This is a genomic window from Lysinibacillus sp. NPDC098008, assembly GCF_044760715.1.
Taxonomy (GTDB): Bacteria; Bacillota; Bacilli; order Bacillales_A; family Planococcaceae; genus Lysinibacillus.
The window spans coordinates 18,224-33,819 of the sequence record NZ_JBIWBA010000031.1 but is presented as its reverse complement, the minus strand read 5'-3'; the positions used below and the strand labels follow the sequence as shown (position 1 = coordinate 33,819).

Below are 15,596 nucleotides of genomic sequence, written 5' to 3'. Positions count from 1 at the left end.
ATAAGGCACCTTCCATTCAAAAACGAATGGAAAGTGCCTTATTTTTGTTTGAAAAACTAATTCATCGTAAAAAATGTAAGTTTTTCAGTGCCCTCCTATTTGTAAAGGCTTTTTCTAAATGAACAAAACTATTAGGGTGTCACAACTTTTTCAATCTCTGTTAAAATATCATTTGTTTGGATATGCGTTTTATAAAAATCATATACAGGTGTAAGCTGTTCCTTAAAGCGTAGTCTTTCTTGCTTACTCATTGTATAAACATTGAAATGATCCTGTTGCATCAGTTTTTGCATATCTTGATCATTCATTGATCTTGCTTGCTCAAATTGCCATTCTGTTGTTTCTTTCATAGCTGCGATTATTTGTTTTTGGATTTTCTCAGGTAATGAATTCCAAAAGCTTTCATTGATTAAAACGGCATAGCCTAAAATGCCATGCTGGGTAATGGTCATATGCTTTTGTACTTTATAAAAGCCTTTAGAATAAATATTGGAGGCGGTATTTTCCTGTGCATCAATTGTATGTGTTTCTAAATCTGTAAAAAGCTCGCTAAAGGATACCGATGTTGGTTTTGCGTTCACTGCTTCAAATTGTTTTTCTAATGTTCTACTCGGCATTGTGCGAATACGTAAGCCCTGTAAATCTTCAAAGGTATGAATGGGCTGGTCGGCAGAGGTTAAATGTTTAAAGCCATTGTACCAAAAGCCAAGCCCTTTCACACGAAGACGGAGCGGTTCTAGTTCTGCTAATAATTGTTCACCGATTGTCCCTGTTAGCACCTCATGTATTTGCTCCTCTGTATGAAAGAGATAGGGTAAATCAAGCACCTGCCAGCTAGGTACATATGTTGTCATTTTCGAAAATGTAGGGACAATCATTTCGACATCACCTTTTTGTAAAGCACGAAATTCATTTTCATCATTAAATAAAGAGGCGTTTGCATAAACGTGTACTTTGACCTTACCAGCTGTCTTTTCCTCTACTAACTCAGCAAATTTATTAGCAGCCTGTCCCTTTGGTGTATTTTCGGCTACAACATGACTTAAATGTATCGTAATTTGTGTGCTTAATCCTGTTTGTTCATCATCATAAGGAAGGGGTTTGGCTAGTAGTAAGCCTTGCTGCACGCTAATCACAGTAATTAACAATAAAACAGTGATAATAGTTCCTAGAATAAATTTTTTCATTGATTGCACCTAATTAATTTGTATTTTCTGATGTTTTTGTTATTTTAACATACGAAGTAAGCTAAAATATAGTCGAAGGGAGGCGAATTTGTTTGAAATTACAAAGGTTGTCAATGGAACGAAAAATTATGTTTCTGACATTTTTTATTCTTATGCTTTCCTTTAGTATTGGTGGTACTTTTTTATTAGGGTTTGTGATGAATGGACAAAAGACAGACCTTCGTGACCAGGCATTACTTGTAGCTAAAACGGTTTCACAGCTTCCTGAAATTAAAAATTATATTGCACAGCCAAATTTTCAAGAGGCAACAGCGCATATTCATCCAGTTGTAGAAGAAATTCGTGATATAAATGAGGCACAATATATCGTTGTGCTTGATATGCAAAGACGCAAATATGCTCATCCAAATCCACAGGAAATTGGACAAATCTCACAATCTAGTGATCTCAATGCCGCTTTTACAGAGCATTATTATACATCCATTGCACATGGTGAGCATGGCAATATGATGCGTGCCTTTGTGCCTATTATGAGCAATGAGGGGCAACAGATTGGCGTTGTCATTGTAGGCTATAGTGTGCTAACAGTAGTGGAATTACTGCAATCAATGCAGATCGAGCTAATGATAACGATTGTACTATCATTATTTTTTAGTGCATGGGGTGCACACACATTAGGGCTACATATAAAAAAGCAAATGTTTGGGTTAGAGCCTCATGAAATAGCCAAAATGTATGTAGAACGAACAGAAACCTTTAATGCGATGCATGAAGGGATTATTGCCATTGATAATGAGCTGACCATTACTATTTTTAATGAAAAGGCATGCGATATACTAGGTGTTCATGAACGCCCTTCCACATTGATTGGGCAAAAAATATTCCATGTGTTGCCAGATACACGGCTTCCTGAAATTTTAGAGCTTGATCAACCAATCTTTAATCGTGAGCTATATATTAATAACCATAGTATTATGAGCAATCGCATCCCTATACAGGTGAATGGCAAAACAGTTGGAGCCGTTGCGATGTTTAAAGATCGTACAGAGGTGAAAAAGCTTGCGGAGGAACTAACAGGTGTCAAGGCATTTGTCCAAGCGTTACGTGTACAAACACATGAGCATAAAAATAAACTGCATACAATTGCTGGGTTGTTACAGCTTGGTCATTATGAACAGGCATTGACCTACTTAACACAGGTGAAGGAAGAGCACGATGAAATTACGAATTTTTTAAATGAACGTATTAAAAATGAAAATATTTCAGGGCTATTGCTTAGTAAAATTTCCTATGCCAAAGAACAAGGTATTCGCTTGGACATTGACCGTGAAAGTCGCTTCACAACATTTCCGCCGAATTTAGATCATCATGATTTTGTTATTCTATTTGGGAATTTAATTGAAAATGCCTTTGATGCAGTAAAGGATGCACAAGTTGAGGAGAAAGTAATTCATGTATCAGTTGATGAAGATGATGATGTGCTAGCCATCCTTGTATCAGATAATGGGGTTGGTATGACAGATGAAATCAAGAAGCATATTTTTGACAATGGCTATTCCACAAAAGAGAAAAGTTATCGTGGGATAGGGCTTTATTTAATAAAAGAAATTATTCATAAAGGGCAAGGGGATATCGAAGTTGTGAGTGAGCCAAATAAAGGAACTAGCTTTTTAATCACTTTTTATTATTGTTAAGTAGGATGGAGGGATGACAATGGCACAAATAACCGTATTATTAATTGAAGATGATCCAATGGTGCGAGAGGTCAATCGTCAATTTATTGAAAAAGTTGAGCATTTTCAAGTAATTGGACAGGCATCAAATGGCTTAGATGGTATTACACAAATTCATCAGCTCCAGCCAGACTTAGTATTTATGGATATTTTTATGCCAGAGCAAGACGGTATTACAAGCCTACGGAAAATACGTGAGCTTGATTTACCAGTAGATGTAATTACCGTGACAGCCGCCAATGATATGGAAACTGTGAAGCAGGTGCTACATTTAGGTGTCTTCGATTATATTATGAAGCCGTTTTCATTTGAACGAGTCCAAGGAACACTTGAAAATTACTTGCGCTTTAAAAAACAAACACAAACAGAACGTGCTCTTACACAAGGTGAGCTTGACCAGCTATTCCATTATCGCGGCGGGCATGGTCATGTAATACAGGCTAATACATTACAGTCAGAACAGAATCTACCAAAGGGCTTTAATCGTGCAACGCTTGATAAGGTTGTCCATTTTTTACAATCGGTGGATGGCGCATCTGCAGAAGATGTAGCAATGGGTGTTGGCATCGCCAGAGTTACCGCAAGAAGATATTTAGATTACTTAGAAAAGCAGGGCTCTATTACCATGGATGTCCATTATGGTGGCGTTGGTCGCCCTATTAACTATTATTTTAGTAAATAGAGAAAATCCTGATTGTCGTAGGGCAATCAGGATTTTTTTTGCTATTAGTAAGGCATAATTTTCTCAACAGGTGCAGGTGTTTTAATTTTAGGTAAAATTTTATCTAATGTTACTGTACGTTTAATCGTATGTGTCGATGCATCATGCTCATCAAATTGTTCGAGGAAGGCAATTACCTCTTTGACAATCGGTGTTGGTGTTGAAGCACCCGCAGTGACAGCAACGGTATTAATGTCTTTTAACCATTCTATTTTCAGCTCTGAAACATCCGCAATACGATAGGATGGTGTGCCAGCGATTTCAACAGAAACTTGTGTTAAACGATTTGAGTTATTTGATTTTGGGTCACCTACAACAATGAGTAAATCCGCTTCGCCCGCTTGTTTCGCAACAGCTTCTTGACGAACTTGCGTAGCTAAACAAATTTCTTTGTGTACTTCAATATGTGGGAATTTTTCTTTTAAACTATCCATTAAATGAGCAACATCCCATTGACTCATTGTTGTTTGGTTTGTGACAAGTAATTTATCATTGGTTAGCTCTAGCGCATCAATATCGTTAGAGGATTGTACTAAGTGGACATGGTCGGGTGCAACACCAATAGCACCTTCTGGTTCAGGATGTCCTTTTTTACCAATATAAATAATATCATAACCTTCTGCAGACTTTTCACGAATTAAATCGTGCGTAACTGTTACATCAGGGCATGTAGCATCAATGGACACGAGGCCTTTGCGCTTTGCAATCTCACGAATTTCAGGCGAAACACCATGTGCTGTAAAAATAACAGTACCCGTTTCAACCTGTTCAATAATTTCTAAACGATTATCGCCATCTAATGTGATAATACCATCTTCTTCAAATGCATCTGTGACATGTTTATTATGCACAATCATCCCTAAAATGTAGATAGGTCTTGGTAATGTTTTATCGAGTGCGGCGTTTCGTGCAATAACCATCGCATCCACAACACCGTAGCAATAGCCACGTGGATTAATTTTTAATACTTGCATGGTTGTGACTCCTTTCAAGCTTACCTACCTACATTATAACGGACAGGGACTACGAATACAAAGAAACGTTCATTTACATCGGTGGTTGGAAAATTCTTGGCTTAGATGGTAGTGGTTCAGGCGGCGTAAATGATTCACTTTGCCTTGCAGATCGTCTGCTTCCACCAGAGGCTCTTGCACTGCCCGTCGCTTCAGCCGCAGCTGCTGCGCCAGCACCGGCAGCGGGGAGTCCTTGGAAGCCTTTATATAATTTTAGCAGTGACGGGATATTTTTCACCATTGGCATTGCTTGCTGAATATAAGGCGTATAGGTTTTAGCCGTATTAAATAAGCTGTTGGCTTGCTGTAGAAATGAACCGATTTTAGACGGTTCCTGCACAGGTGGCATTGGCATTTGTCCTCCAAAGGAACCTATTCCATTTGCCATCGGAAAGCCGCCTGGAATTCGTGGTTGAGCAGGGAAGCCTCCAGGCGGGAAAAAGGACTGTGGTGACATCTGTGGAGGTGTTGGCATAGGCATTCTCATGCCACTGGGATACATAGGGTATGGATAAGGTGGTCGAAATACCATAATGATCTCCTTTCTACTTCTTTATCATTGATGACATACCTGATTATAGCTATGATATGCAGCGATTGACGAGAGGGTTCGACAAAGGATTAATCAGTTGAGGAATTGAGCGCTTTGAAGAGATTTTATGTATAAGCTTGAACACTTCAAATAAAAAACGCCAAGAATGAGCTTCTTGACGTTTTACAATCTATGATTATGCTTGAGAGTTTACAAGAATTTTAATATGGTTACGTTCCTTCATAAGTGCTTCAAAGCCTTCTGTCACAACTTCATCCAGTGCAATACGCTTTGTCACAAGCTTGTCGGCAGGGAAATAGCCTTGTGTCATCAGCTCCATAACTGCAGGGAAGATATCGCGGTAAGCAATGATACCTTTTACAGAACGCTCTGATAGGACAAGATTGTTTGGCTGAATAGCAGCTGTAGATTCCCAAATAGACACGATAATTGTTTCGCCCTCAAATGTTGTAGAATCGATGGCTTGTTGTAAGACAACTGGCACACCTGTTACTTCAAAGGCAACATCTACGCCACCATTTGTTAATTCAAGTAAGCGCGCAACGGCGTCTTCTTCTTTAGGATTAATAACGGCTGTTGCACCAAGCTCTAAAGCTTTTGCCGCACGCTCTTCTGAAAGCTCTACAGCATAAATTTCTGCTGCACCTGCTGCACGTAATGCTTCAATTACGAGTAGCCCGATTGGACCTGTGCCAAAAACAGCAGCTTTATCGCCAGCTTTTAGCTTACTTTGACGTACTGAATGCAATGCTACGGCTGCTGGTTCTACAAGCGCCCCTTGTTCATAGGAAAGACCCTCTGGCATTTTGTGTACCATTTTTTCATCGACCATTGTATATTCGGAGAAGCCTCCGCCACCACCAGATAGACCGTGGAAACCTAAATGTTTACAAATATTGTATTTTCCTTTTTTACAAGCGGCACATTCACCACATGCAAGGATAGGCTCAACAACAACAGAATCGCCCACTTGAACAGATGTGACACCATCGCCAATTTCAACAACTTCTCCTGAGAATTCATGTCCCATGACAATTGGTGCAATATCTTTACTTACATAATGAGGTTGCTCCACTGGAATAAAGATTGGCCCAGCTGCATATTCATGTAAATCACTGCCACAAATACCAGTCCAATGTACTTTAATTTTTACTTTTTCAGGTGCGATGACTGGTTCTTCAATGTTTTCTACGCGGATATCGTGTGCTTTATACCATCTTGCTGCTTTCATAAGTTCTCAACCTCCTGTAATAATATACATTCCTATCATAACATGTAAGGAAGTTACTCATCATTAGTTTACTATAAATTGACATGAAAATTACATATTGCGAATATTTCTGAACATTTCTCTATTGCTTTTTTTGATTGCATATTGTTGGTATTTCAAGTACCTTTGATAAGGTAATAAAATGATGCAAACATGTGGAAGCTGTTACTAATAGGACGTCAATACGCCTTCAAGTGCGAATCATGATACAATAAGAAAGATGTTAGGAGGAACGCATTATGTCAAAATATACCGATTATAATTTTCAGCCATTTTTACAGGACGCCATTGCAAAACTTGGCTTTACAGAACCAACACCTATTCAAAAGGAGATTATTCCACTTGTCTTAAAAGGGAAAAGTGCCATTGGACAGGCACATACAGGAACAGGGAAAACGCATAGCTTTTTAATTCCGATTGTGCAGCGTATTGATGCAGAAAAGCAGGAAGTACAGGCTGTGATTACTTCTCCTACACGTGAGCTTGCACAGCAAATCTTTGATGCGTTACAGCAATTAATAGAAGGAACAGCAATTCAGGCAAAGCTATTTATTGGAGGAACAGATAAACAACGCTCCATTGACAAGCTAAAAACACAGCCGCAAATTGTTGTTGGCACACCTGGCCGTATTCGTGACCTTGTGGCAGCACAAGCATTATTTGTGCATACAGCGCCAATTTTAGTGGTGGATGAGGCTGATTTAGCCTTTGATATGGGCTTTATTGAAGATATTGACGGCTTTGCTGCTCAAATGCCTGAGAAGCTTGAAATGTTTGTATTTTCAGCAACCATTCCTGAAAAGCTACAGCCCTTCCTAAAAAAATATATGGAAGCACCTATTCATATTCATATGAATGATAAACGACCAGTCGCAGAAGGCATCGACTTTGTGCTTGTCCCAGTACGCTCTAAATCTCGCAATAAACGTTTATTGGAAGTAATTGAAGGCATCAACCCATTCCTAGCAGTTATTTTTACAAATACGCGTAAAACGGCAGAGCATGTTGCTAATTACTTAAACGAGCATGGGATTCGCTGCGGACAAATCCATGGCGATTTAAGCCCGCGCGACCGTAAAAAGATGATGAAGCAAATACGTGATCTTGACTACCAATATATTGTAGCAACGGATTTAGCAGCACGTGGTATTGATATTCAAGGAATTTCACATGTTATTAACTATGAAATCCCAGAGGACCTAGAATTCTTTATTCACCGTGTTGGGCGTACAGCACGTGCAGGCAATAAAGGAACAGCTATTACATTGTTTGAGCCATCGGATGAGGATGCATTAGCGCGTGTGGAAAAAATGGGGATTCCATTTGTTCAAAAGGATGTAAAAAATGGGGAATGGTCGGAATTAAAGGATCGTCATGCCCGTAAAAACCGTGTGAAGCATGAGAATGAAATTGATGTAAAAGCGAAAGCATTAGTACGTAAGCCTAAAAAAGTAAAGCCAGGCTATAAACGTAATATGAAATGGGAAATGGAAAAAATTAAAAAGCGTGAGCGTCGCTTAAAAGCACGTGGTAAAAAATAAGGAGGCTTTAATATGCTACTTGGCTCACATGTTTCAATGAGTGGCAAGGAGATGCTACTTGGCTCTAGTAAAGAGGCGCTATCGTATGGCGCAAATACCTTTATGATTTATACGGGAGCACCACAAAATACACGTCGTAAGGCGATTGCTGATCTTAATATTGAAAAAGGGCTTCTTCATATGAAGGAGCATGGTATGACAAATATTGTTGTCCACGCACCCTATATTATTAATATTGCGAATACGACAAAGCCTGAAACATTTCGTCTTGGTGTAGATTTTTTACAATCTGAAATTGAGCGTACAGCTGCATTAGAGGCAACGCAAATTGTCTTACATCCTGGTGCACATGTCGGCGCTGGTGCGGATGCAGGGATTGCCAAAATTATCGAAGGCTTAAACGAAGTATTAGCGCAGGATTATCCCGTTCAAATCGCCTTAGAAACGATGGCAGGGAAGGGGACAGAATGCGGACGCTCCTTTGAAGAGCTGGCGCAAATTATTGATGGTGTGACACATAATGAGCGTCTTTCCGTCTGCTTTGATACTTGTCATACACATGATGCTGGCTATAATATTGTAGAGGATTTTGATGGCGTCCTAAATGAATTCGATAAAATAATCGGCGTTGATCGCATTAAAGTGCTGCATATTAATGATTCTAAAAATGTGCAAGGTGCAGGAAAAGACCGTCATGAAAATATTGGATTTGGTCATATTGGCTTTGATGCATTAAACTATGTTGTCCATCATCCACAGCTAATGGCTATTCCGAAAATATTAGAAACACCATTTGTCCCGCTAAATAGTGATGCAAAATCTAAGGTAGCTCCATATAAAGCTGAAATTGATATGCTGCGAAGCGGTACATTTAAGCCTGAGCTTATTGAAGCATTAAAAGGTTAAGGAAAAGCCCGAAATCAATGGTACTGATTTCGGGCTGTCTTTATTTTGTAAACAATGCGATAAGTTGACGAGAGCGCTTTCTTCCTAAAATTGCCTCAACCTCTACAAGAATATCTTTAGGCACACCTAAAAAAAGCCAAGAAAATGAGAATTGCTCCAAATAAGGTCGAAGCTTTTTAACTTCAGAAGTTGTAATAGTAAACCCTTCATGTCGGGCAATTTCAACAATTTCCTTATCAGTGCTTTGAAGCAATTGCTGTAAAAATTGTATACTCAAAGCCAATCCTCCTTTATGCAAAATGATGGGCAAAGCACCTATCTTCTTTTCTTTACAAAAACTGCACTTTCATTTATACTTAAATTTTGTAAATCGTAATGATTTTGACTTAGAAAGAAGCGATCATGTATGAAATCAACACTTATCGACATTCAAAATGTGTCATTCCAATATGACTATACACAGGTTTTAAAAAACATTTCCTTTCGTGTAGAAGAGGGCGATTTTTTAGCCCTTCTTGGACCCAATGGCTCAGGTAAATCAACATTATTAAAAATTATTTTAGGTTTATTAAAGCCACTATCAGGTGAGATACAACTTTTTGGTGAACCAAGTGCAACCTTTAAGCACCGTGAATGGATTGGGTATGTTTCGCAAAAATCCAATGCCTTTAACTCTGGCTTTCCAGCAACCGTGCAGGAGGTTGTGAAAAGCGGATTAACCAAAAAATTAGGGCTTTTTAAAAGACCCGGGCGCAATGCGAAAGAGCAAGTAGAGAGAGCTTTAAAGGCAGTTGGTATGGATGCTTTTATGCATCGCAATATTGGTGAACTATCAGGTGGTCAACAGCAACGTGTTTTTATTGCAAGAGCTTTAGTCAGCGATCCAAAACTGCTTATTTTAGATGAACCAACTGTTGGCATTGACCACGAGAATGTGCAGTCATTTTATGATATGCTGGCGACATTAAATCGGGAACAGGGAATTACGATGATTCTTGTGACGCATGATGTTGACACAGTATCCAATCGTATTAGTCATGTAGCATGCTTAAATCAAACGATTCACTTCCATGGCTATAAAAATGAATTTGATAATATTTCTCAGGATGCACTGGACAAATGGTACGGTCATTCGGTAAGAAAGATTCATTAGAAGGAGAAGGCACAATGATTGAAGCAATTTTACATTATGAATTTTTACAAAACGCCTTTTTCTCAGGGCTATTAATCGGTGTATTAGCACCACTTTTAGGCGTGTTTATTGTTGTGCGCAGGCTATCATTAATTGCAGATGCTCTATCACACGTAACGCTCGCGGGAATAGCGGGCAGCTTATATATCAGTCAATCTGTAACAGCTCTAGCCATGTTAAACCCCATCTATTTAGGAATACTAGCCTCTGTGAGTGGCTCGATTTTAATTGAACGATTAAGACGTTTATATAAGCATTATGAGGAGCTGGCGATTCCAATTATTATGTCGGGGGGAATTGGCATTAGTGCCATCTTTATCTCACTGGCAAGCGGCTTTAGCACGGATTTAATGAGCTATTTATTTGGCTCGGTATCCGCTGTATCGCGTCAGGATTTATGGGTAGTAATTGGTATTGCTGCAATTGTGATTATCTTTTTATCTTTATTTTTTAAAGAGCTATTTGTGCTATCATTTGATGAGGAATATGCTAAAGCAAGCGGTCTTCCTGCACGCTCGATTCATCTTTTATTTATGATTATTACAGCTCTTGTGATTGCAGCAAGTATGCGTATCGTAGGTATTTTATTAGTATCATCGCTAATGACATTACCTGTGGCGGCTGCGATGCGATTAGCAAAGGGCTTTAAGCAAACCATTATTTATGCGATTATTTTTGGGGAAGCGGCTGTATTAATTGGCTTAACGAGCGCATTTTATATGGATTTAGCACCAGGGGGTACGATTGTTGTCACTTCTATTTTGATCTTGCTATTAGTAATTCTAGGAAAGAAAATAGCATTTAAAATGGCTGCGAAGCAGGAGGAGGTAGCACCATGAATGTTTCAAGAGCGTGGGAAATTTTAAAAGAAAATGGCTATAAAAAAACAGATAAACGGGAGTTAATATTAGATATGTTTGCAGCAACCGATAAATATCTAACAGCCCGTGATTTACTGGATGTTTTGAAAAAAGATTTTCCAGGAATGAGCTTTGATACGATTTATCGCAACCTTGCTACATTTGTAAAGCTTGGAATTTTAGAGGAAACAGAGCTATCAGGAGAGCGTAATTTCCGTATGCACTGTGAATCACCTCATCATCACCATCATTTTATTTGTATGGATTGTGGCAATGTGAAAGAGCTGCATCTTTGTCCAATGGAAATGCTGGGCGAAAAACTACCTGATTATGAAATTGAAAGCCATAAATTCGAAATCTACGGGAAATGCCCGGATTGTAAACAATAGCATCAGGCAAGCGACGGATAGAACGCCAAAAGTGGTGGATAGCATTATAAAAGTGACGGATAGAACACAAGAAGTGACGGATAGCGTGTTAACATTAAAAAAGAGGGTGCTTCGTGCAGGAAGCGCCCTCTACTATTATGATTAAGCTGCTCTACGAAGTGCAACAATTTTATTACAGTCCACAATTAATGGAGAAGTAGCTGCAGCGCCTGCTTCAAGGAAGTATGCACAGCAAGTACGTGGGTCAAAGGAAATGAATGTTACACCTAAGAAGCTAACACCGCCAGCTAAGAAAATATCAACTGCTGTTGCAAGCTCTAATTTTCTTAATTGCTGACAAATACAGCCTCTACAGTTGCTGCTCATTTTTGGTGTACTTTCACAAGGGCATTTTTCAACTTTGCGTGGACAGCGTTGCTCCTCTTTTTTAGGGCATTTGCAGCCTTGCCAGTTCATATGTGTCATATAACGTTTATCTTCCATTCTCAAGACCTCCCTTCGACTAGATTCGTAAGAGTAACCCTTACAGTAATAATCTATGTTTAGAGAAGCGCTAAAGCTTGGTAATATGTCCGCTAGGCAATTGAAAAAACTATATTTTTCTCAAAATCTTTTGCGCTGTGCAAAGCCCTAAGCGTTAAATTTGCTATAAATCATATAGTTTTCCAACTAAAAAAACGACGAATCATTACAGAAGCGTAATTCATCGTCGTTTGTCATTATGCTTGATGCTTTTGTTGGAAATCTACCATAAAATCTCGTAAAGCTTCACATGCCTCTAATGGTACGGCATTATAAGTGGAAGCACGGCAGCCACCTACAGAACGATGCCCATTTAGCCCTACAAAGCCCGCTGCTTTCGCCTCAGTAAGGAATTGCTGTTCAAGTTCTTCATCTGCAACGCGGAATGTAATATTCATAAGTGAGCGACTTTCTGGTGTCGCATGTCCTTTATAGAAACCATTGCTATTATCAATGGCATCATAAATAACTTTTGCCTTCAATTCATTATGCTTCTCAATTTCAGCAATGCCACCTTTAGCGGCTACCCATTTTAAGACCTCTCCTAGCATATAGATACCAAATGTTGGAGGTGTATTATAAAGAGAATTACTATCTGCATGCGTTGTGTATTTTAGCATTGTTGGAATCGTTTTATGCGCTTTTTCAAGTAGGTCTTTGCGAATAATAACGACTGTTACACCTGAAGGCCCAAGATTTTTTTGTGCCCCTGCGTAGATTAAGCCGAATTTTTCAATATCAATAGGCTTTGACAAAATATCACTAGACATATCGGCGATTAATGGTACATTTCCTGTTTCAGGGAACTTCTTCCATTGTGTACCGTAGATTGTATTATTTGAAGTAATATGCACATAAGCATCGTCTTCAGTAAAATGAATATCCTCTAAGGCAGGAATACTGCGATATTGCTGGTCTTTTGTGCTTGCTGCTTCAACAGGTGTACCAAATAGTTTTGCTTCCTTGAAGGCTTTTTCAGACCATGACCCTGTTAATACGTAGCTAGCTTGTTGCTCCGTTGTTAAAAAATTCATAGGAACCATTGTAAATTGAAGGCTTGCACCGCCTTGTAGGAATAGCACCTCATAATTTTCAGGGATAGCATAAAGCTCCTTAAGTAAAGCAATGGCTTCATTATGTACGATGTCGAAAATAGCACTACGGTGACTCATTTCCATAATGGACATACCTGAATCACGGAAGTTTACTAATTGTTTCTGAGCTTTTTCTAATACTTCTTGTGGTAGTGCAGATGGACCTGCATTAAAATTGTATGCACGTTTTGTCAAAGTGATACACTCCTTATTTTGTTGTAAGATAACGAACTTTACTGAATTATACCTTAATTTTCACAAGAAAAAATAAAATTCTTAATATTTGAGCAAAATATCGACAGGCGCGCAACAAAATCTACATATTTTAAGCAGGATAATGATTTAAACACGAATAAAATTAAAAATAATATATTTATTTCTCTGTAACTTTCGTTATTAAAAGCTATTTATAGTTATATTGTTTAGTAATGTTCGTGTTTATAGCATGTGTAGTGAACGCATAACAATAGAGAAGTAGTTTTTTGTATAATAAATAGAGAAAGGAGTGTTTAACAAATGTTTACAGTGGAAGAAGCGTGTTTAGTTGTTGTAGATGTGCAAGGAAAGCTCGCAACAATTGTAGATGATAGTGAAACGGTAATTGGGAATGTAGCAAGGCTAGTACAGGCAATGCAAGCATTGGAGGTGCCGATTTTATGGCTGGAGCAAAATCCAAGTCGATTAGGGGGCACAGCACTGGAGATTGCCCAACATTTACAGGGACAGGCAATAGCGAAAATGGCTTTTAGTGCGTGTCAAGAAGAAGCATTTGTCAAGGCTATGAAAGAAAGTGGTCGTTCACAATTTATTGTGACAGGCATTGAAACACATATTTGTGTATATCAAACAGCAAGACAACTGAAGGAGCAAGGTTTTGAGGTTGAGGTTGTGGTGGATGCTGTGTCCTCTCGCACTAAGGCGAATAAAGATATTGGGCTAGCTAAAATGCAGGCGCTCGGTATTGCTCCAACAAGCACAGAAATGATTTTATACGAACTGTTACAACGTGCCGACCATCCACAATTTAAAACAATTTTACAGCTTGTAAAATAACGAGTAGTACAAAAACATTGATATGAAGCGGTTTAAGAGGGGGTTAGCTAGATGCTAGCCCCAATTGCGTTTAAACTTTCACTAAATACGGATACTGTTTCCTTTAGTACATGTCCGTATGCTGTAGGAATTATTTCAGGTGTAGTTCAGCGCTTGTCTTAATAGAGATACCATTATTCAATAAGAAGTGTCGCATGTGTATGTTGTAATCCATGAATAGTAGTAGCTGGCAGTTCAGCCGTTGCTACCATGCGATTAAATGTAGCATTTAAGCCAGTAGGTTCAAAGGGCTTTGTTGTATGTGGTGAAAGGAAAATAAACGAATTAACTTTCGCTCTGTCACTATGCAGTGTCCGACCATGTGAAAGCAACAATACTTTGACAGCCTTTCGATAGTTCTGTGATAGTGCGCTCAATAGTAGTTGTTTGATTGGCAAAGTCGATATTTCGCCATGGAAGCCCCAACGCCTCTCCTTTTCGCACCCCTGTATAGGCGATGATTAAAAATAAGCTATAGTACGCTATATTTTCCGCTTGATACAATCCAGCAGTACTAAGCTGAGCGGGTGTAAGATAATTCGTTTCATTTCATTTCAGCTGTATTTGTAGGGGCATATAGTAAAGCTGTGGAGCGTTTAAATAATAGGGTGAGTAAAAAACTTATCATCTGTAGAGGACAAGCAAAGAATACCTTGTACTTTTGATAGTTGGCTTAATAAATATGATAGTCTTTGAAAAAATATGCTGGTGTAGATATTAAATAGGGAAAACAAGACTGTCCGTAAACAGTCCTGCTTTCAGTCATTTATTCATTATTATTTAAAATAACTCAGAAAAGAAGTTTTTCGTTGAATCAACAATTGAATTGAAAGTAGAAGAAATAAAATCAACAGCTACACTAATTGCCTTTTTTACAGCGTCTACTACACCAACAAAGACATCTACAACTTTATTCATAATGTCTTGTATAAAAGCCCCAATCTTATCAGCAAGGGTAAGGATTATTATTTGTGATGCAGGATGCACTTCACCAAAATCTGTTAATGAATCATAGAGTTTATTAATCATGTCTTCAGATTTTTTTAATGCTTCTTCTTTTCTCTTACGCATCTTCTCAATAAAATCTGTTTTATTTACATCATTATTTTCTAATTGTTTAACATTCTCTTTTAAGCTTAATTCTTCTTGTTCATAAAAATTATTTACATTCTGCTGATAGTCTTGTGTTAATTTTTGCAATTCTTCAGGTGTATCAGATACTGAAGGAGCCCGAAGTCCAATGTGTTCTGCCAAAGAAAATTCATTAGAAGACTCTCCTACATAGGCATCTCTTATTTGGTCCATAATGCTGCTAAAATTTTTTACTGCAACTGTCATAATATTTCCTCCTAATAATTTTATTGTGAAACAAATCATTTTCCATAATATTCAGAATATTTTTTGCGCTCTATAAAATACACCTCTTCCTATTTATAGAAAAATATTTTCTATATATTGTATGTTAAGGTACAATAATCTATCGGTCAACATTATTTTACATGTTACAACGTTAAGTATTTTTA

Annotated in this window: 17 protein-coding genes; 8 read left to right on the top strand and 9 right to left on the bottom strand. The window is 38.2% G+C overall.

Annotated features, from left to right (window positions below; translation table 11 throughout):
- Window positions 1-131 precede the first annotated feature (131 nt).
- Window positions 132-1,187, bottom strand: a complete 1,056-nt coding sequence (locus ACIQVU_RS18540) for a TRAP transporter substrate-binding protein (RefSeq protein ID WP_402896676.1) — start codon at window positions 1,185-1,187, stop codon at window positions 132-134.
- A gap of 113 nt (window positions 1,188-1,300) precedes the next feature.
- Between ACIQVU_RS18540 and ACIQVU_RS18535 the strand changes: the two genes are divergently transcribed.
- On the top strand, window positions 1,301-2,881 hold the full coding sequence (locus tag ACIQVU_RS18535; RefSeq protein WP_445299990.1) for an ATP-binding protein: 1,581 nt from the start codon (window positions 1,301-1,303) through the stop codon (window positions 2,879-2,881).
- Between the two features lie 19 nt (window positions 2,882-2,900).
- A complete protein-coding gene (locus tag ACIQVU_RS18530) occupies window positions 2,901-3,602 on the top strand; it encodes a response regulator (RefSeq protein ID WP_340806511.1) in 702 nt (233 codons plus the stop codon).
- A gap of 44 nt (window positions 3,603-3,646) precedes the next feature.
- Here the strand turns inward: ACIQVU_RS18530 and ACIQVU_RS18525 are convergent, their stop codons facing one another.
- The 3 genes from ACIQVU_RS18525 to ACIQVU_RS18515 all read right to left on the bottom strand — a co-directional run bounded on the left by ACIQVU_RS18525 (window position 3,647) and on the right by ACIQVU_RS18515 (window position 6,438).
- The gene (locus ACIQVU_RS18525) at window positions 3,647-4,615 is read right to left on the bottom strand and encodes a 4-hydroxy-3-methylbut-2-enyl diphosphate reductase (RefSeq protein ID WP_340806510.1); all 969 of its coding nucleotides are present in this window, start codon (window positions 4,613-4,615) and stop codon (window positions 3,647-3,649) included.
- Between the two features lie 73 nt (window positions 4,616-4,688).
- Window positions 4,689-5,186: a VrrA/YqfQ family protein gene (gene vrrA, locus ACIQVU_RS18520; RefSeq protein WP_340806508.1), complete on the bottom strand. Its 498-nt coding sequence runs from the start codon at window positions 5,184-5,186 to the stop codon at window positions 4,689-4,691.
- A gap of 196 nt (window positions 5,187-5,382) precedes the next feature.
- On the bottom strand, window positions 5,383-6,438 hold the full coding sequence (locus ACIQVU_RS18515; protein ID WP_340806507.1) for a 2,3-butanediol dehydrogenase: 1,056 nt from the start codon (window positions 6,436-6,438) through the stop codon (window positions 5,383-5,385).
- Window positions 6,439-6,716: 278 nt separating this feature from the next.
- Here ACIQVU_RS18515 and ACIQVU_RS18510 point away from each other — a divergent pair, with 278 nt between their 5' ends.
- On the top strand, window positions 6,717-8,018 hold the full coding sequence (locus tag ACIQVU_RS18510; protein WP_340806506.1) for a DEAD/DEAH box helicase: 1,302 nt from the start codon (window positions 6,717-6,719) through the stop codon (window positions 8,016-8,018).
- 12 nt (window positions 8,019-8,030) lie between these two features.
- Entirely contained in the window at window positions 8,031-8,924 is an 894-nt protein-coding gene (locus ACIQVU_RS18505) for a deoxyribonuclease IV (protein WP_340806505.1), read from the top strand.
- 40 nt (window positions 8,925-8,964) lie between these two features.
- Here the strand turns inward: ACIQVU_RS18505 and ACIQVU_RS18500 are convergent, their stop codons facing one another.
- On the bottom strand, window positions 8,965-9,201 hold the full coding sequence (locus tag ACIQVU_RS18500) for an endonuclease IV (RefSeq protein ID WP_340806502.1): 237 nt from the start codon (window positions 9,199-9,201) through the stop codon (window positions 8,965-8,967).
- Between the two features lie 129 nt (window positions 9,202-9,330).
- Between ACIQVU_RS18500 and ACIQVU_RS18495 the strand changes: the two genes are divergently transcribed.
- The 3 genes from ACIQVU_RS18495 to ACIQVU_RS18485 are packed head-to-tail and all read left to right on the top strand — an operon-like array spanning window position 9,331 to window position 11,365.
- Window positions 9,331-10,077: a metal ABC transporter ATP-binding protein gene (locus ACIQVU_RS18495; protein WP_340806501.1), complete on the top strand. Its 747-nt coding sequence runs from the start codon at window positions 9,331-9,333 to the stop codon at window positions 10,075-10,077.
- Window positions 10,078-10,091: 14 nt separating this feature from the next.
- Window positions 10,092-10,955, top strand: a complete 864-nt coding sequence (locus tag ACIQVU_RS18490; RefSeq protein WP_340808590.1) for a metal ABC transporter permease — start codon at window positions 10,092-10,094, stop codon at window positions 10,953-10,955.
- Window positions 10,952-11,365, top strand: coding sequence for a Fur family transcriptional regulator (locus tag ACIQVU_RS18485; RefSeq protein WP_340806500.1), 414 nt, complete (start codon window positions 10,952-10,954; stop codon window positions 11,363-11,365). The genes ACIQVU_RS18490 and ACIQVU_RS18485 overlap by 4 nt, the downstream gene beginning before the upstream one ends.
- Before the next feature lie 141 nt (window positions 11,366-11,506).
- Here the strand turns inward: ACIQVU_RS18485 and ACIQVU_RS18480 are convergent, their stop codons facing one another.
- Window positions 11,507-11,848: a hypothetical protein gene (locus tag ACIQVU_RS18480; protein ID WP_340806499.1), complete on the bottom strand. Its 342-nt coding sequence runs from the start codon at window positions 11,846-11,848 to the stop codon at window positions 11,507-11,509.
- A 236-nt stretch (window positions 11,849-12,084) separates the two neighbouring features.
- Window positions 12,085-13,176, bottom strand: a complete 1,092-nt coding sequence (serC, locus tag ACIQVU_RS18475) for a 3-phosphoserine/phosphohydroxythreonine transaminase (protein ID WP_402896671.1) — start codon at window positions 13,174-13,176, stop codon at window positions 12,085-12,087.
- 321 nt (window positions 13,177-13,497) lie between these two features.
- Here serC and ACIQVU_RS18470 point away from each other — a divergent pair, with 321 nt between their 5' ends.
- Window positions 13,498-14,034 (top strand): hydrolase, encoded by a 537-nt coding sequence (locus ACIQVU_RS18470; RefSeq protein WP_340806497.1) that lies wholly within the window; start codon window positions 13,498-13,500, stop codon window positions 14,032-14,034.
- A 173-nt stretch (window positions 14,035-14,207) separates the two neighbouring features.
- Here the strand turns inward: ACIQVU_RS18470 and ACIQVU_RS18465 are convergent, their stop codons facing one another.
- Both ACIQVU_RS18465 and ACIQVU_RS18460 read right to left on the bottom strand, forming a co-directional pair.
- A complete protein-coding gene (locus tag ACIQVU_RS18465; RefSeq protein ID WP_340806496.1) occupies window positions 14,208-14,471 on the bottom strand; it encodes a hypothetical protein in 264 nt (87 codons plus the stop codon).
- Between the two features lie 382 nt (window positions 14,472-14,853).
- Window positions 14,854-15,411: a hypothetical protein gene (locus tag ACIQVU_RS18460; RefSeq protein WP_340806495.1), complete on the bottom strand. Its 558-nt coding sequence runs from the start codon at window positions 15,409-15,411 to the stop codon at window positions 14,854-14,856.
- Window positions 15,412-15,596: the final 185 nt, after the last annotated feature.